We start from the raw sequence: 20,886 nt of genomic DNA, 5'->3' as shown, positions 1-20,886 counted from the left end.
ATAATATGTTAAAAGAAATTTAAAGATGAATCAATCTTTATAACAATAATTGTATTTATTTGAATATAATTGTTTTTCAATCTATAAGTTTGGAGATAAAAAAACCGGGAAGATATATCCCAGTTTTTTAACGTTGAATAATGAAGTTAAGTTGACGGGCGGTCCGGCCCTTCCAGCTTCTTGTTTCCAAAGCCGGCGGCAAATTCGGTTTCGGTTTTGTTTTGCTGTTTGGTTTTCTCGTTTTTTTTCTTTTGTTCCAAGCTGGAATTGGACGGTTTTTTCAAAGCGGTTCACTCCTTTCTAATTTTAATATGCAACTTTTTCGTGGTTTTACACCGAATTCGTTTTATGAAACTGTATATTTTTTTATTTTCTTAAAAATTATGCCCTCATCAAAAGGCGGAATGCAGGAAGTTTTGATTCTTTGTCGAATGGAAAAAATAAACTGTTTTGGACGATTGGGAGGGTCTTCCATTGAATAAAATCCGAGTGATCCTAGCGGATGATAATCGGGAATTTGCCGATTTGCTTAAAGAACATTTGAACGGGCAGGGAGATATTGAAGTGATCGGTGTGGCCCACCACGGGGGCGAGGTCATTGAAATGTTAAAACAGGAAATTCCCGATGTTTTGATCCTGGATATTATCATGCCTCATCTGGACGGGCTTGGCGTATTGGAACAGCTCCAGCAAATGGATCTGGAGTTTGATCCGAAAGTGATCATGCTCACGGCATTCGGCCAGGAAAACATCACGCACCGGGCCGTGGAACTGGGAGCTTCCTATTACATATTAAAGCCGTTTGATCTGGATGTGTTGACCCACCGGATCCGGCAGATGAAAGGCATTGCTTCCAAGCCGGCATTGGTGAAATCCGGCTCTTCCGTCCCGTCGGGAAAAGCGGCCTCCGGACAAAAAGCCAATAATTTGGATGCCAATATCACCAACGTGATTCATGAGATCGGTGTCCCGGCCCATATCAAGGGGTATCTGTATCTGCGTGAAGCCATTTCCATGGTTTACAATGAGGTGGAGTTACTCGGAGCGATCACCAAGTCGCTGTATCCCCGGATTGCCAAAAAATACAACACGACTCCGAGCCGTGTGGAACGGGCGATCCGCCATGCGATCGAAGTGGCTTGGAGCCGTGGGAATATGGATTCCATCCGGGAGCTGTTCGGTTATACAATTAACGTAACCAAAGCAAAACCGACAAACAGTGAATTTATCGCGATGGTTGCCGATAAATTACGCATTGAACATAAAGTCGGGTAAGCCGCCACTTGATCGTGGCGGCTTTTTTCATCAGCGGATTCGTACTTTTTCGGAACGGTCAATCCATAACCGGTGTTCTTTTCTCGCTTCGGTGATTTTTCGATAAAGGGATTCGGCTTCGGCATATCTGCGGGCTTTTAAAGCTTGGCGAAATCTTTTTTCCAGCGGTGCCACCACTTGTTGATGAAAAAGGTTTGCACGGGAAGTGTATTTGGGTTTTGCAGGACGTTGTTCCTGCCGGTTTGTCGAAAGTCTTCTTTTTTTGCCCATAGGTCATTGCCTCCTTTTTAAGCAGGGGACCAGGTCACTTTCCTGGCGGTTGAAAAACGTTTTTTCACTTCAGGCCAGTAAACCACATTCCACCAGTTGTCGATGTATGCTTTGCGATTGTTTTTGTATTTCAGATAATAGGCGTGTTCCCAAACATCTAGGGGCAGTAAAGGAATCACATCTTGTTGGGAAAGGTTTTGGTGTTTTTCCGCTTGCAAAATCTCCAGTCGATGTGCCCTGGGGCTCCAGACCAAAATGGCCCAACCGCTTCCTTCCACCTGTTCTGCGGCGCGGGAGAAGTGTTCCTGAAACCGTACGAAACTGCCAAAATCCATATCGATTTGGTTTCTGAGAGAGCCGGACGGTTCCCCACCGCCTTCCGGATTCATAATTTCCCAAAAGATGGTGTGCAAATAGTGACCGGCTCCGTGGAAGGCCGCTTCCCGTTCCCAATGCTTCAACAAAGTAAAATCCCCTTCCTGACGGGCGGTTTGAATCATTTTTTCAGCCCGGTTCAGTCCGTCCACATAGCTTTGATGATGTTTGTCGTGATGCAGTTGCATGGTTTCCGCATCAATATACGGTTCCAGCGCATCATAGGGATAGGGGAGCGGAGGCAGTTGATGTTTTCCAACGGGAACGCGGGGCTCTTGCAATGGTTTGGGGGATTCCGGCGATTTCGGAGTTTTTTCTGCAAAAGAAGTTGCGATGGGCGAGGCAAGGTTTTGGAATCGTGCGATGAGTTGCTGAAAAGTTTGGTAAAGGGTGTAAGGATCTTTAAAAGGCATTTGTCTTTCCAAATGGCAGATCTGTTTCCACAATTTTTGTCCGGCTTTTTTCTGGTGAGGATCGGTAATGGATTGCAGTTGTTGTTCCAGCCAGGTGCGGTAATATTGAATCATAAAGGCAAAAGACTGCTTCTGCAGATGGTTGAACCCATTCAGGTTTGGATGTATCATTCGCTCCATTCTCCTCCGCAAAGTTGTTTTTTCCACAATATGTGTAGTCGCCCAAAACCGTGAATGAAATTTGGGATAAAAAAGAGAATTTTAGTGTCGAAACATGTTAAAATAAATGGTTACAGTGTTGAGTGTTGGAATGTGGTGAGAGTTTGAAGTGAATGGAGGCGACAAGGTGGCTCGGGAACGCAAGTTTTCAACCGATGAATTGTTTCGTGAAACCAAACAAATTCTTCAATGTAAAGGTTATGACGCCTTTACCCTCAGCCGGTTGGCAGAATGTTTGAATGTATCACGCGGGACCATTTACAAATATTATGAGAATAAAGATGAATTAATTATGGCTTATATGATTGATGAAATGAATCGGTTTCTTGTGAAACTGAATGAAATGGAAAGCAGGCAAGGTTTTTTCGCCCAGTTTGAATTTCTGTTGCACCTTTTATTTGAAAACGAAAATATTGATCAACTTATGGAGATCGGACAGCAAATTTCAGCAAGTACGAACAAGGTCAAAGAGAAAAAAGAAGAATTAAGCCGACTCCATTTAATGATTTATGGCCGCTTGCAACAATTAATCCAATTGGGGCGCAAAGAACAGGTGTTGAAAGAGGAAATTCCGGATGAACTGATCTTGGGATTTATTTTTAACTCTGTGGCCATTCCACGCGGTGAAGTCCCATGGGATCAATGGGTCAAGAGCATCGAGGAAATCATCTTTTATGGAATGGTTAAACGTTGAGAAGAATTCGTATATGTTTTTTGATTGACACAAGTGTCACCATTGTTTATGATCTTAAGTGACACTTGTGTCAATTTGCATTCAAAGTGACAGTATTGTTACTTTCATGGAAAGGGGAAAACGGATAAGCGATGCACAAGGTTCTGCAAGCAGTGACGGATCGTGTGACAACAAAGAAGGGAGTTTGGATCACGTTGGCCGTATGGCTGATTGCCGTGGTTCTGCTCGCCCTTTTTGCTCCGGGGGCAAAAGATTATGAGGTGAGCCAAGTGGACTCTCTCCCGGGGGAAGCCCAATCGGTCATTGCCCAAAAGAAACTGGATCAGTACTTTCGTCAGGACGGAACACCCGCCATTTTTGTTTTTCAGTCAAAACAAGGGGAATTGAAAGCCGAAGCGCTTTTGGAGTTGTTGAAGAAAATTGAGGGAGCGGATCCGAAGGGACTGGAAGCCGCCGTTCCCCTGCAAAACCTGCCTCCCCAGGCAATGATGGGATTTTTCTCGGATGACAAGACAACCGCAGTCCTTCCTTACATGTTTGATGAATCGCTGGAAACAAAAGAGATCAAAGAGGTAAGGGATCAAATTTTAGAGGTAGCCGGGAATCATCCGGATATTCAGCTTTATGTGACCGGACCGGCCGGAATCGCCGCGGACACACTGGATCTTTTCTCCAGAGCAGATCTGGTGCTTCTTTTCTCGACAATCGGGTTAATCCTTGTACTTTTAATTGTGATTTATCGTTCTCCATTGTTGGCCCTGATTCCGCTGATTGCCGCGGCATTTGTTTATGAGGCTGTGATGCAGATTCTGGGATTGATGGGGAAAGCCGGGCTGGTATACAGTAATCAGACGGTTTCGATTATGTCGATTCTCTTGTTTGCAACCATCACGGATTATTCTTTGTTCGTCTTTTCCCGTTTCCGGGAAGAGCTGAAGGTGCATGAGGACAAATTTGCCGCCATGAAAGCGGCCATGAGAGGCACGGGGATGCCGGTCTTCTTCTCGGGTGGAACGGTTTTGGCCGCCATGCTTGTTTTGTTCTTTGCCCAGTTTGGGGATTACCGGAACTTTGCCCCGACTTTTTCCACGGCGATGGCGGTGGTCATGCTGGCATCCGTGACCTTGATTCCTGCTTTGTTTGCGGCTTTCGGAAGAAAGGCATTTTGGCCCAAAGTGCCTCGGGTCGGGGAAGCGAATATCAAAAACAACGCCATTTGGAGCCGGATTGGACATACGGTCGTCAAGAAACCGGGGGTTTTTGTGGCGGCCATCGGGATTTTTCTCCTTTTGTCGGCAAGCTATTTGGCGAACTTGAACTATGAGTTTGACACGATGAAATCGTTCCCGGAAGATATGCCTTCGCGCCAAGGGTATGAAGTGCTGGAGCAAAAGTTTGCCAAAGGGGATTTGGCACCGGCCACCGTTCTGTTGGAAGCCGAGGAGAAGGTTACCAAAACGCAGATGGATTCCTTGCAACAGACGTTGGAAAAACAGCCGCTCGTCAGCCAAGTGCGTCCCAACGGAACGGACGAATCCGGAAAAGTGGTCCGTTTTCAGCTGACTTTTGACGAAAATCCCTATGCGGTGAAAACCATTGATGCCATGGAACAAATGGTCAACCATTCGGGGCAGATTTTAAATGAGAGCGGATTGAAAGGCAACTTGTACTTTGCAGGGGAAACCGCCCACAAAGTGGATGACCGCATCATCAATAACCAGGACACTTGGCTCATTGTCCTGTTGGAAACCATTTTGATTTTCTTGCTCCTGATTGTTTTGACCCGATCCTTTAAGATGCCGGTATACATGATGGGAACCATTTTGATATCGTTTTTGGCCGCGTTGGGGCTGGGAATGCTGTTGACCAAGTGGTTCTTCGGCATTGATTCCATCAGCAACCGGGTTCCGCTGTATTCGTTTGTGTTTCTGGTGGCACTGGGCATAGACTATAACATCATGCTGATGTCCAGGTTCCAGGAAGAGCGGAAAAATCACACCGTCAAACAAGCGATCGAAAATGCCGTGGCCAGCACGGGAGGGGTTATATCCTCCGCCGGAGTCATTTTGGCCGCCACCTTTGCGGTATTGATGACCCAGCCGATACAGCTTTTGTTTGTCTTTGGTTTCATTGTGGCTGTGGGCATTTTGTTGGACACTTTTTTAATCCGGGGCATGTTGTTGCCGGGCATGGTGGCATTGTTTGAAAAAGACAAAGCGGAGAAAGAGAAGGATCCTGCTTCCGCCGCCGGGCTTTTGGATAAAGCCTGAAGACGCGGCGGGGAGAAATAAAAAAAGAGGATGGGGGAAGAAACCCTTCATCCTCTTTTTTGTTCGCTCAAAAAGTTAAGAGGAAATTTTGCTTTTTTGACTTTTGAGCCGGTTTCTTTTTTTGTCATGGTGAAAAATGAAACCACCCAGAAAGGCGATGCTGGCCAGAAATAAGATGAGGGAACCGGTAAACGGCAACCAGGCAAAGGATTGGCCGGACAGAAAGTCGTGGAACATGTCGCGCATCCATTTCCAACTGTATGCGGCCGATGCTCCCGGAATGCACATGATAATGATGGCCAAGATACGTTGATACACAGGTTTTGATGGTTTCATCGATCCGGTCCGTCCTTTCTGTATCTTCTTTAAACATAGTAGCGCAGGTTAGCGGATATTACCACCCGCTTTTCACAGAAACAATATGATAAGATGAATGGCGAAGGAGGAAGGAGGAATTCCGATGAAAACGTTTCTTATTGTGGGAGGCGGTCAGGGCGGGATTGCCATCTTGCAAACCTTGTTGTCCATTGATTTTGTCAAAGTGATCGGAGTGGTTGATTTAAATCCTGACGCTCCTGCGATTTCAGAAGCTGAGAAACATGGGATTCCCACAGGAAGGCAATTCGAACCTTTCCTGGATCCGGCGCCTGATGTGGTATTGGAAGTGACGGGAGATCCGAAAGTTTATGACCGGCTGGGGGAAATGAAACATGAAGATACCCTGTTGATCTCAGGCGCGGTGGTTGATCTGTTGATCCGGCTGGTGGAAGAAAAAAAGAAGTGGTTCATGGCTTACAAGCGCCGGCAACAAGAGTTGGAAACAATTTTGGATTCCACCCATGACGGAATGATCGCAGTGAATAAAGAAGCCCGGATCACGTTGTTTAACCGGGCGGCAGAGAGGATGATCGGAACCTCGGTCGGGAAAGTGCTGGGGAAAAAAATTGAGGATGTGATCCCAAAATCCCGTCTGGAGTGGGTCTTGCACAACGGAAAAGCGGAACTGAATCAAAAGTTTAAACTTCCAAGCGGAATGGAGATATTGACCAACCGTGTTCCGGTGAAGGGGCAAGACGGAAAGGTTATCGGAGCCGTTTCAGTATTCCGGGACATCAGCGAGCTGAAGAACATGTCCCAACAAATCATCGATTTGGAAAGCATGAAAAGCTTGCTGCAGGCCATCATCGATTCATCGGAAGATGCCATTTCCGTCGTGGACACCAACGGAATGGGGATCCTGATCAATCCGGCCTACACCCGTTTAACGGGACTGAAACCGGAGGACATTATCGGGAAGCCGGCGGATACGGATATCTCCGAAGGGGAAAGCATGCATATGAAGGTGCTCCGGACCAAAAAACCGGTTCGCGGCGTCCAATTAAAAGTGGGTCCCCATCGGAAAGAGGTGTTGGTCAATGTTGCGCCGATCATGATGGAAGGGGAATTGAAAGGTAGTGTGGGAATTATACACGATGTTTCCGAGATCAAGCGGCTGAACCGGGATCTCGAACGGGCGCGCCGGATTATCCGAAACCTGGAGGCCAAATATACATTTGATGACATTATCGGAAGTTCCGAAACGATGAGATACAGCATTGAACAGGCAAAGCAAGCGGCGGAAACCCGGGCGACCGTCTTGTTGAGAGGGGAATCGGGAACCGGGAAGGAATTGTTTGCTCATGCCATTCACAATGCCAGTGACCGCAAATACAACCAGTTTGTCCGGGTGAATTGTGCCGCTTTGTCCGAATCCTTGTTGGAAAGCGAGTTGTTCGGCTACGAAGAAGGAGCGTTCACCGGGGCAAGGCGCGGCGGAAAAAAAGGCCTTTTTGAAGAAGCCAACGGCGGAACCATTTTTCTGGATGAGATCGGCGAGCTGAAGCCGAGCACCCAGGCAAAACTGCTCAGAGTGCTGCAGGAAAAAGAGGTTTTGCGGGTGGGAGGCACCAAATCGATTCCGATCGATGTCCGGGTGATTGCGGCAACCAATGTGTATTTGGAAAAAGCCATTCAGGAGAAACGCTTCCGGGAAGACTTGTATTACCGCCTGAACGTATTGCCGATTCACATTCCCCCGCTTCGCATGCGGAAAGAAGACCTGGTGGATTTGGCCCGGCATTTGATTAAAAAGTTTAACCAGGAATATGGCCGGAATGTGGAAGAGATTGACTTGGAAGCGATCCAAACCTTGCATCAATATTCCTGGCCGGGAAACGTACGAGAATTGGAAAACGTTTTGGGGCGGGCCATGATCAATATGGAGTTTAACGAAAGGGTCATGAGGAAAAAACATTTGCCGCCCTTGGATTTATCCCGGGCAAAAGAGGGACAAGATTTGGAAGGCCGGTTGGAAAGTGGTACAGATATTCAACCTTTGAAAGATGTTATACAACAATTTGAAAAAAATTATTTAAAAAAAGTGTATGAAAAAACCAACAAGAACAAAACGGAGACAGCCAAAGCGCTGGGGATCTCCGTTCGAAGCCTTTATTACAAGCTGGAAAAATACGATCTGATTTGATTTTGCAAAAAATTGCATGAAAAAAATTTCCTTTCTCTGCACAGTTTTGCAAACGAAAAAAATCTAAAATAACAAAAGCTGCTAATAAAATCGCGGGATTTTCATTTTTTGATCCGGTTGGCATGCCATTTGCATATCAGTATGTCGGCCGGCGAAATCGTAAAAACTATCGTTGATGAAATGAAAGGAACGACTCAAACAATCAGCCGGAATGAAGAGGTGTTAAGTATGTTAAGATCCTTTGAAGAAATACTAAAAAAAGCAGAATCTTTGCCTTCGGTCAAGGTTGCTGTCGCAGCAGCCGATGATCAGGATGTGTTGGAGGCTGTTCGTGATGCCATGCAACATGGAATTGCCGATTTCCTGTTGTTTGGGGACGAAGCCAAGATCCGGGAGATCAGCCGAGAAATCGGTCTTGATATCAAAGACGGGCAAATCATTCATGCGGATTCCCCCGCACAAGCTTCAAAAATGGCAGTATCCGCCGTTCGTGACCAACAAGCCGATGTGGTGATGAAAGGGATGGTTCAAACGGCTGACTTTTTGCGGGCCGTCTTAAATAAAGAAAAAGGCTTGAGGACCGGCGCCGTATTGAGCCATGTGGCCACGTTTGAAGTTCCGGGATATGATCACTTGATTCATGTCACCGACCCGGCATTGAATGTGGCTCCGGATCTGAAAGAAAAAACCCAAATTGCCCAAAATGTGATCCGGTACTGTCACACACTCGGAAATACCGAACCGAAAGTTGCGGTCCTGGGTGCAGTGGAAGTGGTGAATCCCAATATGGATGCGACGCTTCATGCTGCCGCGCTCGCACAAATGAACCGCCGGGGCCAAATTAAAGGTGCTTTGGTTGACGGGCCGTTTGCTTTGGACAATGCAGTGTCCGTGAGAGCAGCGGAACATAAAGGAATTGACAGTCCGGTTGCAGGACGTGCGGATGTTTTGTTGGTGCCGGACATTGAGGCAGGAAACATGCTTTACAAGTCCATGGTGTATTTTGCCAACAGTAAAATCGGTGCCGTTGTTTTGGGAGCTGCCGCCCCGGTGGTATTGACTTCCCGTGCGGACTCGCCGGAATCCAAATTGTATTCGATTGCGCTTGCCGTGTTGCAGGCAGCTGCCCAATGATCTGATTGAGGAGGAATGAAAGATGAAAATCTTCGATTACATGGAAAAATATGATTATGAACAACTCGTCATGTGCCAAGATAAAGAGTCCGGTCTCAAAGCCATCATTTGTATCCATGATACCACCCTGGGGCCGGCTCTGGGTGGTATGCGCATGTGGACTTATGCTTCGGAAGAGGAAGCCATTGAGGATGCGCTGCGCCTGGGAAGAGGGATGACTTACAAAAATGCGGCTGCCGGCTTAAATCTCGGCGGCGGAAAAACGGTGATCATCGGCGATCCGAGAAAAGACAAAAACGAAGCCATGTTCCGTGCCTTGGGACGCTTTATTCAAGGTTTGAACGGACGGTACATCACGGCGGAAGATGTGGGAACCACCGTGGAAGACATGGATATCATTCATGAGGAAACCCGTTACGTGACAGGCGTGTCGCCCGCTTTCGGTTCCAGCGGCAACCCTTCACCGGTGACCGCTTACGGCGTATACCGTGGAATGAAAGCGGCTGCAAAAGAAGCTTTCGGCGATGACTCACTCGAAGGCAAAGTGGTGGCTGTTCAAGGAGTGGGACATGTTGCTTACGAATTATGTAAGCACTTGCATAATGAAGGGGCCAAATTGATTGTGACCGACATCAACAAAGAAAATGCAGACCGTGCCGTGCAAGAATTTGGTGCCGAATTTGTTCATCCGGACAAAATCTATGATGTGGAATGCGACATTTTTGCTCCTTGTGCGCTCGGGGCGATCATTAATGACGAAACCATTGAACGCTTGAAATGCAAAGTGGTGGCCGGTTCGGCAAACAATCAGCTGAAAGAAGAGCGCCATGGAAAAATGCTTGAAGAAAAAGGAATCGTCTATGCGCCGGATTATGTCATCAATGCCGGAGGCGTGATCAATGTCGCCGACGAATTGTTGGGTTACAACCGTGAGCGTGCGATGAAAAAAGTGGAAGGCATTTACGACAATATCCTGAAAGTGTTTGAGATTGCAAAACGGGATGGCATTCCGAGTTATCTCGCAGCAGACCGCATGGCGGAAGAACGGATTGAAATGATGCGCAAAACAAGAAGCACATTTTTGCAAGATCAACGCAACCTGATCAATTTTAACAACAAATAAGGGATGGAAAATTGCAGGCAGATTAGAATGGAGTGTTGAAGGTGGAGCCGATTCGGGTTCTGGCAATTAACCCTGGATCAACTTCGACGAAAATCGGTGTGTTTGCGGACGAAAAACCGATTTTGGAAGAAACATTGCGCCATGATCCAAATGAAATAGCAAAGTTTAAAGACATGTTTGACCAATATCCGTTTCGCAAACAAGTGATTCTGGACACCTTGGATCGCGAAGGGATCAACTTGAACAAACTGGACGCCGTGGTCGCACGCGGAGGGTTGTTGAGACCGATTCCGGGCGGAACTTACAAAGTGAATGAAGAAATGATTGCTGATCTGCGTTCAGCGGAATATGGCACGCATGCTTCCAACCTGGGTGCCATCATTGCCCAAGAAATTGCGGATCAATTGAATATTCCGGCATTCATCGTGGACCCGGTGGTGGTGGATGAATTGCAACCGGTTGCACGGATTTCCGGGATTCCTGAAATTAAGCGGAGAAGCATTTTCCATGCTTTGAACCAAAAAGCAGTGGCCCGGCGCGTTGCCCAAAAATTGGGGATGACCTATGAAAAAAGCCGTTTCATAGTTGTGCATATGGGAGGCGGCATCACCGTGGGCGCGCATCTGGAAGGCCGGGTGATTGATGTCAACAACGGATTGAACGGAGAAGGACCGTTTTCGCCCGAACGTGCGGGGACGGTGCCGGTTGGCGATTTGATTTCACTCTGTTTTTCCGGCAAATACTTTGCCAGTGAAATTATGCGCATGGTTGTCGGGAAAGGCGGACTCATGGGTTATCTGGGAACGACGGATGCCCGCGAAGTAGAAAAGATGATTGAAAACGGGGATGAAAAGGCAGCTTTGATTTATGAAGCGATGGCTTATCAAGTGTCCAAAGAAATCGGAGCTTATTCCACGGTGTTAAACGGACAAGTGGATGCCATCATTTTGACGGGCGGTCTGGCCTACGGGAAATCTTTCACCAAAATGATCCAAGATCGTGTGGATTGGATTGCCCCTGTGCATGTGGTCCCTGGAGAAAATGAATTGCAAGCATTGGTCGAAGGAACGTTGCGTGTGGTTCGCGGCGAAGAAGAGGCCAAGCATTATCCACCGATAGAAAAAGGAGTCGAGGTAGTCCATGGCTGAGAACTATGATCTCGTCGTATTGGGGGCCGGGCCCGGCGGTTATGTCGCCGCCGCCCGTGCCGCCCAACTGGGAATGAAAGTGGCTGTTGTCGAAAAGGAACGCTTGGGAGGCGTCTGCTTAAATAAAGGATGCATCCCGACCAAAACTTTGTTGAGAAGCGCTGAGCTTTACCAAAATATGAAAAACAGCGAAGAATTTGGAATTTTCGTCGGGGATGTCAATCTGGAATTTGACCGGGTGCAAAAAAGAAAACAAAAAGTGGTCGATACCTTGCATAAAGGAGTCGAGGGACTTCTCAAGAAAAATAAAGTGGATGTTTATTACGGAACCGGCCGCATTTTGGGCCCGTCCATTTTCTCGCCGATGCCCGGAACCATTTCCGTTGAGCACGCGGACAGCAGTGAAGAACCGACGATGCTGGTTCCCAAAAACGTGTTGATTGCAACGGGTTCCAGGCCCAGAACATTGCCGGGGCTTGAAGTCGACGGTCAATTTGTCATGAACTCGGATCATGCCTTGCAAATGGAAGAGCTTCCGAAATCCATGATTATCATCGGAGGCGGCGTTATCGGTGTTGAGTGGGCTTCCATGCTCAGCGACTTTGGTGTGGATGTCACCATTGTGGAGTATATGGACCGGATTTTGCCTTTGGAAGATGAGGATGTCAGTAAGGAGATGGCCCGTCTTTTGAAGAAGAGAAAAGTAAAAATCCTGACCGGTGCCAAAGTGCTGCCGGAAACTGTCACTGCTCAGGGTGGAAAAGTGACCATGCAGGTGGAAAAAGGCGGGGAAGTGACAACACTGGAGGCCGACCGCACCCTTGTATCCGTCGGGCGTGAAGCCAACATCGATGACATTGGCTTGCAAAACACCTCGATCAAAGTGGAAAAAGGTGTGATTCAAGTCAATGAATTCATGCAGACGGAAGAAAGCCACATTTACGCCATCGGTGATGTCATCGGCGGATATCAATTGGCTCATGTGGCTTCGCATGAAGGAATTTTGGCAGTGGAACACATGGCCGGCAAAGAAGTTTATCCGATTGATCCGCTCACCATTCCGCGATGCACATACAGCCGTCCGGAAGTGGGAAGCATCGGTTTGACAGAGGCGCAGGCCAAAGAGAAAGGCTATGAAGTCAAAGTCGGCAAGTTTCCGTTCCGGGCCGTCGGAAAATCATTGGTATTCGGAGAAATGGACGGATTCATAAAAATCATTTCTGACAAGAAAACCGATGACTTGCTGGGTGTGCATATCATCGGTCCCCATGCAACCGATATGATTTCGGAAGCCGGGTTGGCGAAAGTATTGGATGCAACGGCTTGGGAAATTGCCCATACCATTCACCCGCATCCGACATTATCCGAGGTTTATGCCGAAGCAGCGATGGCTGTCGACGGAAAACCGATCCATGGTTAACGAAAGGGGCGTTTTTTGATGAGCGAATTGAACCATCGGGAATTGGGATTAAGCGATGACCAAGTGTTGGATATGTACCGTTACATGCTTTTGGCGCGCAAAGTGGATGAGCGCATGTGGCTTTTGAATCGGGCCGGTAAAATTCCCTTCGTGATCTCTTGTCAAGGTCAGGAAGCCATCCAGGTGGGGGCTACGTTTGCATTGGATCGCGAAAAAGACTGGCTCTGCCCTTATTACCGTGATTTGGGCATGATGCTGGTATTTGGGCAAACCGCCAGAGACCAAATGCTGTCTGCCTTTGCCAAAGCAGAAGATCCAAACAGCGGCGGACGCCAGATGCCCGGACACTATGGAGATCACCGTTTCCGCATTTTAACCGGTTCCAGCCCTGTGACGACCCAGGTGCTTCATGCGGTGGGAATCGCTTATGCCGGTAAACTGGAAAACAAAGATCATGTGGTACTCACCACTTGCGGGGAAGGTTCCAGCAACCAGGGGGATTGGCATGAGGCATGCAACTTTGCGGGGGTTCATAAACTGCCTGTGATCTTTATGGTGGAAAACAATAAATATGCCATTTCCGTGCCGCTCTCCAAGCAAGTGGCCGGGGGCGAAGTATGGAAACGGGCAGAGGGATACGGATTCCCCGGCATCAAAGTCGACGGAAACAATCCACTTGAAGTTTACAAAGCGGTCAAAGAAGCAGCCGAACGTGGCCGGAAGGGAGAAGGTCCGACCTTGATCGAAGCCGTTTCCTACCGTTTGGTTCCGCACTCCAGTGATGATGATGACCGTACTTACCGGGCACGGGAAGAAGTGGAAGAAGCAAAGAAAAAAGACTCATTGGTCGTCTTTAAAAATTACTTGATGGATCAAGGTGTGTTGACCGAGGAGAAAGAAAAAGAAATTCAGGATCAAATCGCCAAAGAAGTCAATGATGCCACGGATTATGCGGAAAAAGCACCTTATCCGGAACCTGAAACCATTCATGATCATGTATATGCCTAATCGAGCAGGAGGGAATGAATATGCCGGTCATTTCATATATTGATGCGGTGACACAAGCACTGAAGGAAGAAATGGAACGTGATTCACGTGTTTTCGTGCTTGGAGAAGATGTGGGGGTGCGCGGCGGTGTTTTCCGGGCAACCGACGGCCTGTATGAACAGTTTGGGCCGGACCGGGTGCTGGATACACCCCTGACGGAATCTGCGATTGTCGGAGTCGGTATTGGTGCAGCGGCTTACGGGATGCGTCCGGTGGCTGAAATCCAATTTGCTGATTTCATCATGCCGGCGTATAACCAAATTGTCAGTGAAGCGGCACGGATTCGTTATCGCTCCAACGGCACCTGGCATGTGCCCATGGTGATTCGTGCACCGTACGGCGGAGGCGTTCACGGAGCGTTGTACCATTCACAAAGCGTGGAAAAGCTGTTCACCGGTGTTCCCGGATTGAAAATTGTGATGCCATCCACTCCTTATGATGTCAAAGGATTATTAAAATCGGCGATCCGCGATGACGACCCGGTGTTGTTCTTTGAGCACAAACGTTGTTATCGGTTGATTAAAGGAGAAGTTCCGGAAGAGGATTATACCGTTCCGATCGGAAAGGCGGAAGTGAAGCGGGAAGGATCCGACGTCACCGTGATTACCTACGGTCTGATGGTTCACTACGCTTTGCAGGCTGCTGAAAAATTGGAAAAAGAAGAAGGAATCAGCACCCATGTGCTGGATTTGCGCACATTGGTACCGCTGGATAAAGAAGCGGTTCTCGATGCAGTGAAAAAGACGGGAAAAGTGATCGTGATTCATGAGGATAATAAAACAGGAGGATTTGCCGGGGAAGTTTCTGCGGTCATTGCCGAAGAAGCCTTGTTTGAATTGGATGCCCCCATCAAACGTCTTTGCGGTCCGGATGTACCTGCCATGCCGTACAGCCCGCCGCTTGAAAAAGAGTTTATGTTGAATCCGGAAAAAATCGCAAATGCCATTCGCGAATTAGCAGAATTCTAACCAGATGAGGAGGTTCTTCCCAAAATGGCGACCGATATTTTAATGCCTCAGCTCGGGGAAAGTGTAACCGAAGGCACCATTGCAAAATGGCTGAAAAAACCAGGAGATCCTGTAGCCAAATATGAACCGATTTGTGAAGTGTCCACAGACAAAGTGAATGCCGAAGTTCCGTCAACTTATGAAGGAAAAATGGCGGAAATCATTGCTGAAGAAGGCGAAACCGTTGAAGTCGGGCAACTCATTTGCCGCATCGAAGTGGCAGGAGAAGAAGGCGGAACAGAAGAACCGGCAAAAGAAGAAGCTTCCGCTCCCGCCCGGGAAGAAGCAAAAGCACCGGAACAAAAACCGGCCGCACAAAAAGATGATTCCAACAAACACCGTTATTCTCCGGCCGTCATGCGCCTGGCTCAGGAAAATAACATCGATTTGACGCAATTGACCGGAACCGGAAAAGGGGGACGGATCACCCGGAAAGATGTACTCAAAGCGATTGAAGAAGGTACCGGTCGGGCCGCTGCTCCGGCTCAACCGTCTCACACGGCGGCTGCGGAAAAAGCGGCCGAACCCAAAGCCGCGGCAGACAAACCCGCTGCCAAACCGGGATCCGGTTCCGGCATTGTACTGGAAAATGGCGACACCGAGATTCCTGTGTCCAGCGTGCGCCGTACCATTGCCAACCGCATGGTGCAAAGCAAGCATGAAGCTCCCCATGCCTGGACCATGATGGAAGTGGATGTAACGGGACTTGTGGAATTGCGCAACCGTATCAAACATGACTTCCAAAAACGCGAAGGGGTCAAGTTGACCTTTATGCCTTTCTTCATCAAGGCGGTTGTGGATGCGCTCAAAGAGTATCCGATCCTCAATTCGGTTTGGGCGGACGACAAAATCATCTTGAAGAAACGCATCAATATTTCGATGGCCACGGCCACCGATGATGCCTTGTATGTACCGGTGATCCATGATGCGGATGAAAAAAGCATTTTGGGACTGGCTAAAGCCGTGCAGAACTTGGCCGAAAAAACACGGAATGGAAAATTGGAACTGGCCGACATGCAGGGCGGAACGTTTACGGTGAACAATACCGGTTCTTTCGGTTCGATCCAATCGCAACCCATCATCAATGCGCCGCAGGCAGCCATCCTGTCCTTTGAAGCAATCGTGAAGCGACCGGTGATCTATAACAACATGATTGCCGTCCGGGACATGATGAACATTTGCTTGTCCCTCGACCATCGGATTCTCGACGGCCTGGTGGCAGGACGTTTCTTGAATCGCGTCAAAGAACGCTTGGAATCCTATGGCCCCGACACGCAAATTTGACGTTGACCAAAAAAGGCACCCATTTTCGGGTGCCTTTTTTTGATGGAACAAAAAAACAAGGTTCTCACCAGGGCCGATGAAAACCTTGTTACCGCTTTTATTGGAGTCCGATAAAGAAATCATACAAAGCAAGCAATGTCACTCCGACGACTCCCAATGTAAAGATGCCACCGATCACAAAACCGGGTTTGTTCCCGGTTTTTTTGTTGTACCATGCTCCGCGTACGGCAAGAATACTGATGATGACCAAAAGCGGTACCATAAAGTAATCCATCGTCATTCCACCTACTTTCTCAAACTCCAGTCGTTTTCAGTATAAACCTGTGAATGATTCATTAACCGTTATTATATGGAAATCAGAATAAAACATACCGGTGCAAGTGGAAGTTGCAACCAGCGTAACAATGAAGTAAACCATGGCTTGAACCCAGGCCGATTGTAAAATAATTTACCTCAGGTTACATTGTAACCAACATTGTCACCAATGTCCATGTTCTTTCCGATCGTAAAAAATCATTCAAAGATGATAAATATTTGTTATATTAAGAAGTGAAAGCGTTTTATCATATCTTGAGAGGAGACTGTCAATAATGAATAAATCATCCGAGCAAGAAAAATTGAAAATTTGGGAAGAAAAAACCAATCGGCTCCTCCAAAAAACGCCGGAAAGAAAAGAGACGTTTCATACATCTTCGGAGATTGAAGTGAAACGCCTCTATACAGAAGCGGATGTACCGGAAAACCCGGGATTGCCGGGAGAGTATCCTTATACACGCGGGATTTATCCCTCCATGTATCGCAGCCGGCTTTGGACTATGCGGCAATATGCCGGTTTCGGATCAGCCGGGGAAACCAACAAACGGTTTCGTTATCTGTTGGAACAGGGACAAACCGGACTCAGTGTCGCTTTCGACCTTCCCACCCAGATTGGCTATGATTCGGATGATGCCATGTCGCAGGGGGAAGTGGGGAAAGTCGGGGTGGCCATTGACTCTCTGAAAGACATGGAAAGGTTGTTTGCAGGCATCCCGTTGGATCAGGTCAGCACTTCCATGACCATCAATGCACCGGCCAGTGTGTTGCTGGCGATGTATATTGCCGTTGCGGAAAAACAAGGAGTGCCTTCCGAAAAACTGAGAGGAACCATTCAAAATGATATTTTGAAAGAATATATTGCCCGTGGAACTTATATCTTCCCACCGAAGCCGTCCATGCGCTTGATTACGGATGTGTTCCGGTATTGTGCGGAACATGTTCCCAAATGGAACACCATCAGCATCAGCGGATACCACATACGGGAGGCCGGTTCCACCGCGGTTCAGGAGATCGCATTCACTTTGTCCGACGGCATCGCTTATGTGGAAGCCGCACTGGAAGCGGGTTTGGAAGTGGATCGGTTTGCACCCCGTTTGTCCTTTTTTTTCAATGCGCATAACCACTTTTTTGAGGAAATCGCCAAATTCCGTGCAGCCCGGCGCATTTGGGCCAAAATCATGAAAGAGCGTTTCAACGCGTCGAACGAGCGCTCGTTACAATTGCGTTTCCATACGCAAACAGGGGGATCCACGCTGACGGCCCAACAACCGGACAACAACATCGTGCGGGTGACTTTGCAAGCTTTGGCGGCGGTTTTGGGCGGAACTCAAAGTTTACACACCAACTCCCGGGATGAAGCATTGGCCCTGCCCACGGAAGAGTCGGCAAGAATTGCCTTGCGGACGCAGCAGATCATTGCGCATGAAAGCGGTGTTGCCGATACGGTTGATCCGCTCGGAGGATCGTATTATATCGAAGCGTTAACTGACCAAATCGAAAAAGAAGCCTGGCGCTATATTGAAAAAATTGACGAAATGGGCGGGGCGGTCCGCGCCGTGGAGGAAGGGTACATGCAGCAAGAAATCCATCGGGCTGCGCTGGCCATCCAAAGAGAAATCGAATCCGGCAAACAAGTGGTGGTTGGTGTGAACCGTTACCGTTTGGAACAAGAGACCGAACCGCAATTGTTGCGGGTGGATCCGGCCATTGCCAAACAACAAGTGGAACAATTAAGGGAATTGAAAGCCAACCGGAACGCAACGGAAGTGGAGGAAAAGTTAAAGCGCTTGAAAAAAGCGGCGCAAGGGACGGAAAACCTGATGCCTCATATTCTGAATGCCGTCAAAGCTTATTGTACGATCGGCGAGATTTGTCAAGTGTTACGGGAAGTTTTTGGTGAATATCGAGCGGGATAAAAAGGGGGAAATCGAAATGAAACGGACGATCCGTGTGTTGATCGCAAAACCCGGGTTAGACGGCCATGACCGGGGGGCGCTTATTATTGCACAAGCGTTGAGAGACGAAGGGATGGAAGTGATTTATACCGGTTTGCGCCAAACGCCGGAGCAGATTGTTGCCCAAGCGATTCAAGAAGATGTGGATGTGGTCGGCTTGTCTTGTTTGTCGGGGGCTCATAATGAATTGTTTCCCGAAGTGGTGCGCCTGTTAAAAGAACAAGGCGCTGAAGATATTCCGGTGATTGCAGGCGGGGTGATCCCGCAAAAAGATGTGGAGTTTTTGAAACAGCAAGGCATTGCCGAAGTGTTTACGCCGGGAACCCCGACGAAACAGACGGCTGATTATATACGGAATTTGGTTGCCGGAAAGGAGCGTCAGCAGCATGAATGAGGGAAAACCCAAAAAAATCAGCCACATCGGAATTGCCGTTCGCAGTCTTAAGGAAGCCGTTCCTTTGTACCGGGATGTTTTCGGGTTGGAATACGAAGGGGAAGAAGTGGTGGACAGCGAGCAGGTTCGCGTGGCTTTTTTTAAGATCGGAGAAAGTAGGATTGAATTATTGGAACCATTGTCTGAGAACAGTGCGATTTGCAAATATTTGCAAAAGAAAGGGGAAGGGATTCATCACATCGCCCTGGAGGTCAGTGATTTAAAGCAGCGGCTGTCGGAATTAAAAGAGAAAGGGATCCGGTTGATTTATGAACAGCCGAAACCCGGAGCCCATCAAATGAATATCTCTTTTTTGCATCCGAAAGTAACCGGCGGTGTATTATACGAGCTTTGTGAACCTCGTGAAAGAGAGGAGTAAATCACCATGAATATGTACCAAAAGATTGACCAGCTTTATGAAAAGCGCCGCAAAGCTGAAATGGGCGGCGGGGAAAAAAGGATCCGGGCCCAACATGACAAGGGGAAATTAACGGCTCGCGAACGGATTGATTTGCTGCTGGATGATGACAGTTTTGTCGAGTTGAACACGTTTGTGGAACATCGGGCGGTGCATTTCGGCATGGATCAAAAAGAAGCTCCGGGGGAGGGGGTGGTGACCGGTTACGGAAAAATCCACGGCCGGGACGTTTATGTCTTTGCCCAGGATTTCACCGTGTTTGGCGGGGCATTGGGCGAAATGCATGCACTTAAAATTGCCCGCTTGATGGATTTGGCCGCCAAAAACGGGGCTCCGGTCATCGGCTTGAATGACTCGGGAGGGGCACGGATTCAAGAAGGCGTGGTTTCGCTGGATGGATACGGCCATATTTTTTATCGCAATTCCATTTACTCCGGAGTGATTCCCCAGATTTCGGTCATTATGGGTCCTTGCGCCGGAGGGGCCGTGTACTCGCCGGCCATCACTGATTTTGTCTTTATGGTGGAAAAAACCAGCCAAATGTTTATCACCGGACCAAAAGTGATTGAAGCCGTCACCAGAGAAAAAATCAGTTCGGAAGCACTGGGCGGGGCAAAAGTGCATGCCGGTGTGAGCGGAAATGCCCATTTTACCGCGCCGAGCGAGCCGGAGGTTTTGGAGCAGGTCCGGCGCCTCATGCAGTTTCTCCCGCAAAGCTACCGGGAAAAACCGCCCGTGGTTCCGTACCGGGATGAGGATGACTGGATTGAAGAACTGGCGGAAATCGTCCCGGTGGAAGAGACCAAAGTGTATGATGTCCGGAAAGTGATTGAATACATCGTCGATGACGGGGATTTTATGGAAGTCCATGAATCGTTCGCGCGCAACCTGGTGGTCGGTTTCGGCCGGATTGCCGGCCGGACGGTGGGAATTGCCGCAAATCAGCCCAAAGTGATGGCAGGCAGTCTGGATATCGATTCATCGGATAAGTTAAGCCGGTTTATCCGTTTTTGCGACAGCTTCAACATCCCCATCATCACCTTTGAGGATGTGACCGGCTTTTTCCCGGGGGTCAACCAGGAGCATCGCGGGATTATCCGGCATGGAGCCAAAATTTTATACGCTTATTCCGAAGCGACCGTCCCCAAAATCACGGTCATTTTGCGCAAAGCTTTCGGAGGGGCTTATGTTGCCTTAAACAGCAAGGCGATCGGCGCGGATCTGGTATTTGCTTGGCCGAGTGCGGAAATTGCCGTCATGGGTGCGGAAGGAGCGGCCAACATTATTTTTTCCCGAACGATCCAAGAGAGCGAAAATCCGGAACAAACCCGGAAGGAAAAAATCCGGGAATACAAAGAAAAGTTTTCCAATCCTTATATCGCGGCCAGCCACGGCATGGTGGATGATGTCATCGATCCGCGGGAAACCAGACAGAAATTAAAACAAGCTTTAAAGATGCTGGAAAACAAAAAAGAAAGCCGCCCGGCCAAAAAGCACGGGAATATTCCGCTGTAAGGGAAAAGGATGCGAAAAGTGGGAATCCAAAAGGGTTTCCACTTTTTCCT

At 48.3% G+C, this 20,886-nt stretch carries 20 protein-coding genes; 15 read left to right on the top strand and 5 right to left on the bottom strand.

Features of this window, described 5'->3' with window-relative positions:
* Positions 1–146: 146 nt before the first annotated feature.
* A complete protein-coding gene (locus tag NYE37_RS09075; RefSeq protein WP_156473318.1) occupies positions 147–284 on the bottom strand; it encodes a hypothetical protein in 138 nt (45 codons plus the stop codon).
* Between the two features lie 190 nt (positions 285–474).
* Here NYE37_RS09075 and spo0A point away from each other — a divergent pair, with 190 nt between their 5' ends.
* Entirely contained in the window at positions 475–1,275 is an 801-nt protein-coding gene (gene spo0A, locus NYE37_RS09070) for a sporulation transcription factor Spo0A (RefSeq protein ID WP_037993823.1), read from the top strand.
* 30 nt (positions 1,276–1,305) lie between these two features.
* Here the strand turns inward: spo0A and NYE37_RS09065 are convergent, their stop codons facing one another.
* Both NYE37_RS09065 and NYE37_RS09060 read right to left on the bottom strand, forming a co-directional pair.
* Complete coding sequence (locus tag NYE37_RS09065; RefSeq protein ID WP_340711935.1) at positions 1,306–1,545, bottom strand: hypothetical protein; 240 nt, start codon at positions 1,543–1,545, stop codon at positions 1,306–1,308.
* A gap of 17 nt (positions 1,546–1,562) precedes the next feature.
* Positions 1,563–2,504 (bottom strand): superoxide dismutase, encoded by a 942-nt coding sequence (locus NYE37_RS09060; protein ID WP_231564569.1) that lies wholly within the window; start codon positions 2,502–2,504, stop codon positions 1,563–1,565.
* A gap of 175 nt (positions 2,505–2,679) precedes the next feature.
* Between NYE37_RS09060 and NYE37_RS09055 the strand changes: the two genes are divergently transcribed.
* Together NYE37_RS09055 and NYE37_RS09050 are read left to right on the top strand one after the other, a co-directional pair.
* Entirely contained in the window at positions 2,680–3,246 is a 567-nt protein-coding gene (locus NYE37_RS09055; RefSeq protein ID WP_340711934.1) for a TetR/AcrR family transcriptional regulator, read from the top strand.
* Between the two features lie 131 nt (positions 3,247–3,377).
* A complete protein-coding gene (locus NYE37_RS09050) occupies positions 3,378–5,516 on the top strand; it encodes an MMPL family transporter (protein ID WP_340711933.1) in 2,139 nt (712 codons plus the stop codon).
* A gap of 75 nt (positions 5,517–5,591) precedes the next feature.
* On the opposite strand, the gene NYE37_RS09045 is transcribed toward NYE37_RS09050, so the two are convergent.
* Positions 5,592–5,852, bottom strand: a complete 261-nt coding sequence (locus NYE37_RS09045) for a DUF2627 domain-containing protein (RefSeq protein ID WP_037997453.1) — start codon at positions 5,850–5,852, stop codon at positions 5,592–5,594.
* A gap of 124 nt (positions 5,853–5,976) precedes the next feature.
* Between NYE37_RS09045 and NYE37_RS09040 the strand changes: the two genes are divergently transcribed.
* The 8 genes from NYE37_RS09040 (at position 5,977) to NYE37_RS09005 (ending at position 16,200) form a co-directional block, all read left to right on the top strand.
* Complete coding sequence (locus tag NYE37_RS09040) at positions 5,977–8,037, top strand: sigma-54-dependent Fis family transcriptional regulator (RefSeq protein WP_340711932.1); 2,061 nt, start codon at positions 5,977–5,979, stop codon at positions 8,035–8,037.
* Positions 8,038–8,145: 108 nt separating this feature from the next.
* Positions 8,146–9,171 carry a phosphate butyryltransferase gene (gene ptb, locus NYE37_RS09035; protein WP_255347206.1) on the top strand — a complete coding sequence of 342 codons (1,026 nt, stop codon included), beginning with the start codon at positions 8,146–8,148 and terminating at the stop codon, positions 9,169–9,171.
* Positions 9,172–9,193: 22 nt separating this feature from the next.
* Positions 9,194–10,294: a Leu/Phe/Val dehydrogenase gene (locus NYE37_RS09030; protein ID WP_037997456.1), complete on the top strand. Its 1,101-nt coding sequence runs from the start codon at positions 9,194–9,196 to the stop codon at positions 10,292–10,294.
* Positions 10,295–10,329: 35 nt separating this feature from the next.
* Positions 10,330–11,442, top strand: coding sequence for a butyrate kinase (buk, locus tag NYE37_RS09025; RefSeq protein WP_049720041.1), 1,113 nt, complete (start codon positions 10,330–10,332; stop codon positions 11,440–11,442).
* On the top strand, positions 11,435–12,862 hold the full coding sequence (gene lpdA, locus NYE37_RS09020; protein WP_049719958.1) for a dihydrolipoyl dehydrogenase: 1,428 nt from the start codon (positions 11,435–11,437) through the stop codon (positions 12,860–12,862). The genes buk and lpdA overlap by 8 nt, the downstream gene beginning before the upstream one ends.
* An 18-nt stretch (positions 12,863–12,880) precedes the next feature.
* The gene (locus NYE37_RS09015; RefSeq protein WP_037997459.1) at positions 12,881–13,870 is read left to right on the top strand and encodes a thiamine pyrophosphate-dependent dehydrogenase E1 component subunit alpha; all 990 of its coding nucleotides are present in this window, start codon (positions 12,881–12,883) and stop codon (positions 13,868–13,870) included.
* A 20-nt stretch (positions 13,871–13,890) separates the two neighbouring features.
* Complete coding sequence (locus NYE37_RS09010; protein WP_037997460.1) at positions 13,891–14,877, top strand: alpha-ketoacid dehydrogenase subunit beta; 987 nt, start codon at positions 13,891–13,893, stop codon at positions 14,875–14,877.
* 24 nt (positions 14,878–14,901) lie between these two features.
* Positions 14,902–16,200, top strand: a complete 1,299-nt coding sequence (locus NYE37_RS09005; RefSeq protein WP_049719959.1) for a dihydrolipoamide acetyltransferase family protein — start codon at positions 14,902–14,904, stop codon at positions 16,198–16,200.
* Between the two features lie 97 nt (positions 16,201–16,297).
* On the opposite strand, the gene NYE37_RS09000 is transcribed toward NYE37_RS09005, so the two are convergent.
* On the bottom strand, positions 16,298–16,474 hold the full coding sequence (locus tag NYE37_RS09000; protein ID WP_156097763.1) for a hypothetical protein: 177 nt from the start codon (positions 16,472–16,474) through the stop codon (positions 16,298–16,300).
* Between the two features lie 316 nt (positions 16,475–16,790).
* Here NYE37_RS09000 and NYE37_RS08995 point away from each other — a divergent pair, with 316 nt between their 5' ends.
* The 4 genes from NYE37_RS08995 to NYE37_RS08980 are packed head-to-tail and all read left to right on the top strand — an operon-like array spanning position 16,791 to position 20,836.
* A complete protein-coding gene (locus NYE37_RS08995) occupies positions 16,791–18,431 on the top strand; it encodes an acyl-CoA mutase large subunit family protein (protein ID WP_037997464.1) in 1,641 nt (546 codons plus the stop codon).
* A gap of 16 nt (positions 18,432–18,447) precedes the next feature.
* Positions 18,448–18,864: a cobalamin B12-binding domain-containing protein gene (locus NYE37_RS08990; RefSeq protein ID WP_197052016.1), complete on the top strand. Its 417-nt coding sequence runs from the start codon at positions 18,448–18,450 to the stop codon at positions 18,862–18,864.
* A complete protein-coding gene (mce, locus tag NYE37_RS08985) occupies positions 18,857–19,282 on the top strand; it encodes a methylmalonyl-CoA epimerase (protein WP_049719960.1) in 426 nt (141 codons plus the stop codon). Before NYE37_RS08990 ends, mce begins: the two co-directional genes overlap by 8 nt.
* Positions 19,283–19,294: 12 nt before the next feature.
* Positions 19,295–20,836, top strand: coding sequence for an acyl-CoA carboxylase subunit beta (locus NYE37_RS08980; RefSeq protein WP_340712052.1), 1,542 nt, complete (start codon positions 19,295–19,297; stop codon positions 20,834–20,836).
* The last annotated feature ends 50 nt before the right edge of the window (positions 20,837–20,886 follow it).

Source organism: Thermoactinomyces sp. FSL K6-2592, from assembly GCF_038006465.1.
Taxonomy (GTDB): Bacteria; Bacillota; Bacilli; order Thermoactinomycetales; family Thermoactinomycetaceae; genus Thermoactinomyces; species Thermoactinomyces vulgaris.
This window is presented reverse-complemented; position numbering and strand designations above follow the sequence as displayed.

What these genes read in the sequence shown, in the direction of transcription:
- NYE37_RS08995 (WP_037997464.1), top strand. Translation starts at nt 16,791, where the DNA reads ATGAATAAATCATCCGAGCAAGAAAAATTGAAAATTTGGGAAGAAAAA.
- NYE37_RS09005 (WP_049719959.1), top strand. Translation starts at nt 14,902, where the DNA reads ATGGCGACCGATATTTTAATGCCTCAGCTCGGGGAAAGTGTAACCGAA.
- NYE37_RS09000 (WP_156097763.1), bottom strand. Translation starts at nt 16,474, where the DNA reads ATGGATTACTTTATGGTACCGCTTTTGGTCATCATCAGTATTCTTGCC.
- NYE37_RS09030 (WP_037997456.1), top strand. Translation starts at nt 9,194, where the DNA reads ATGAAAATCTTCGATTACATGGAAAAATATGATTATGAACAACTCGTC.
- NYE37_RS09045 (WP_037997453.1), bottom strand. Translation starts at nt 5,852, where the DNA reads ATGAAACCATCAAAACCTGTGTATCAACGTATCTTGGCCATCATTATC.
- NYE37_RS09010 (WP_037997460.1), top strand. Translation starts at nt 13,891, where the DNA reads ATGCCGGTCATTTCATATATTGATGCGGTGACACAAGCACTGAAGGAA.
- NYE37_RS09015 (WP_037997459.1), top strand. Translation starts at nt 12,881, where the DNA reads ATGAGCGAATTGAACCATCGGGAATTGGGATTAAGCGATGACCAAGTG.
- NYE37_RS09040 (WP_340711932.1), top strand. Translation starts at nt 5,977, where the DNA reads ATGAAAACGTTTCTTATTGTGGGAGGCGGTCAGGGCGGGATTGCCATC.
- NYE37_RS09065 (WP_340711935.1), bottom strand. Translation starts at nt 1,545, where the DNA reads ATGGGCAAAAAAAGAAGACTTTCGACAAACCGGCAGGAACAACGTCCT.
- NYE37_RS08990 (WP_197052016.1), top strand. Translation starts at nt 18,448, where the DNA reads ATGAAACGGACGATCCGTGTGTTGATCGCAAAACCCGGGTTAGACGGC.
- NYE37_RS09060 (WP_231564569.1), bottom strand. Translation starts at nt 2,504, where the DNA reads ATGATACATCCAAACCTGAATGGGTTCAACCATCTGCAGAAGCAGTCT.
- NYE37_RS09050 (WP_340711933.1), top strand. Translation starts at nt 3,378, where the DNA reads ATGCACAAGGTTCTGCAAGCAGTGACGGATCGTGTGACAACAAAGAAG.
- mce (WP_049719960.1), top strand. Translation starts at nt 18,857, where the DNA reads ATGAATGAGGGAAAACCCAAAAAAATCAGCCACATCGGAATTGCCGTT.
- NYE37_RS08980 (WP_340712052.1), top strand. Translation starts at nt 19,295, where the DNA reads ATGTACCAAAAGATTGACCAGCTTTATGAAAAGCGCCGCAAAGCTGAA.
- lpdA (WP_049719958.1), top strand. Translation starts at nt 11,435, where the DNA reads ATGGCTGAGAACTATGATCTCGTCGTATTGGGGGCCGGGCCCGGCGGT.